Genomic DNA, 1,974 nt, shown 5'->3' with positions numbered 1-1,974 from the left:
GTGCGCGAGCTCGAGGAGTCCAAGCAGGACATCCTCTTTATCGACGAGATCCACACCGTCATCGGCGCAGGCTCGGCCGAGGGATCCATCGACGCCGCCGCCATCCTGAAGCCGCCCCTCTCGCGTGGCGAGATCCAGGTCATCGGCGCTACGACGGCAGAGGAGTACCGCAAGCACATCGAGAAGGACACCGCGTTCGAGCGCCGCTTCCAGCCGGTGAACATCGGAGAGCCCTCGCCCGAGGACACCCTGAAGATCGTCGCGGGCCTGAAGGACCGCTACGAGAAGCACCACCATGTGCATTACACCGATGAAGCGGTGCGCGCCGCCGTCACGCTCTCGAACCGCTACGTGCAGGACCGCTTCCTGCCCGACAAGGCCATCGACGTCCTCGACGAGGCCGGCGCGCGCACGCGCGTGCACCGCATGGTCCTGCCGCCCGAGATCGCCCAGGTCGACGCCGACCTCGCACGCACCCATGACGAGAAGTCCTCTGCCGCCGACGCCCAGGAGTTCGAAACCGCGGCGCGCCTGCGCGACGAGGAGAAGGCACTTCTCGCCAAGCGCGAGGAGCTCGAGGCGGCGTGGCGCAAGGGGCTCGAGGAGAACGTGGTCGAGGTCGACGAGAACGACATCGCCGACGTCGTCTCGAGCATCACCGGCGTGCCCGTCTCGAACCTCACCGAGGCCGAGGCGTCCAAGCTCCTGCGTTGCGAGGAGGTCCTCCACCAGCGCGTCGTCGGCCAGGACGAGGCCGTGAGCAAGGTCGCGCGCGCAATCCGCCGCAGCCGCAGCCCGCTCAAGGACCCGCGCCGGCCGGGCGGCTCGTTCATATTCCTCGGCCCCTCGGGCGTGGGCAAGACCGAGCTCGCCAAGTCGCTCGCCGAGTTCCTCTTCGGCAGCGAAGAGGCGCTCATCACCTTCGACATGTCCGAGTTCATGGAGAAGCACACCGTCTCGAAGCTCGTCGGCGCCCCTCCGGGATACGTCGGCTACGACGAGGGCGGCGAGCTGACCAAGGCCGTGCGCCGCAGGCCCTACTCCGTCATCCTCTTCGACGAGATCGAGAAGGCCCACCCCGACGTCTTCAACGTGCTGCTGCAGATCCTTGACGAGGGCCGGCTGACCGACGGCCAGGGCCGTCACGTCGACTTCTCGAACACCGTCATCATCATGACGTCCAACATCGGCGCGCGCGACATCGCGCAGACCTCGACCATGGGCTTCTCGGCGCTGGGCGCCGGCGGGCTTTCGGACAAAGAGATCACGAGCCGCGTGATGAGCGAGCTCAAGAAGCTCTTTCGCCCCGAGTTCCTGAACCGCGTGGACGAGATCGTGGTCTTCAAGTCCCTCACTCCCGAGCAGCTGCGCGGCATCGTCGACCTCATGGTCGCCGAGCTGCGTGACCGGCTCATCGCCCAGGGGATGTCCATCGAGCTCACCGACGCCGCCCGCGACATCGTGGCGAAGGAGGGCGCCGACCCCGTCTACGGCGCGCGCCCGCTGCGCCGCGCGATCCAGACGCTCATCGAGGACCCGCTCTCCGAGCAGCTCCTCCAGGGCGGCTGGGAGGCCGGCGACATCGTCAAGGTCCGCGCCAAGGACGGCAAGCTCGTCTTCGACAAAGAGAAGGGCCCCATCCCCGAGCCCCGTCGCCGTGAGAGCATGGCGCGCCCGAGCTTCCGGCTCGGCCCCGCGTCCCCGTCCTCGCCCGCGTCCGGCGGCGCGGCCGGCGGCGGCCTTGCCGCGTCGGGCGAGTAGATCGCCTTCCTGCCCCCTGCGAGCAGCCTATACTTTGTAAAGAAGGACGAAACACCCACATACACACCAGCCGGCCCAGGTGTCGGCCGCCCTTTGGAGGCATCGATGGACACTGCCCTGTTCGAGCTCAACTACGACGACCGCCAGGCCCGCCTGGAGGACGCCATCCGCAAAACCGCCCCCGGAACGGCGCTGCGCCATGCCCTCGACATG

General features: G+C 68.1%; 1 protein-coding gene and 1 pseudogene. Both read left to right on the top strand.

Annotated elements, in window-relative coordinates; genetic code table 11:
* Positions 1-1,761, top strand: a 1,761-nt coding sequence (locus ACT84W_RS03550; protein WP_444328216.1) for an ATP-dependent Clp protease ATP-binding subunit, incomplete at its 5' end; no start/stop codon positions are given.
* Positions 1,762-1,866: 105 nt separating this feature from the next.
* Positions 1,867-1,974, top strand: a pseudogene (locus tag ACT84W_RS03545) (DNA integrity scanning diadenylate cyclase DisA); the annotation flags it as partial.

Source organism: Paratractidigestivibacter sp. (assembly GCF_052362415.1).
GTDB lineage: Bacteria > Actinomycetota > Coriobacteriia > Coriobacteriales > Atopobiaceae > Paratractidigestivibacter.
Note: the sequence above shows the minus strand (reverse complement) of the source record. Positions and strands in the feature narration are given on the sequence as shown.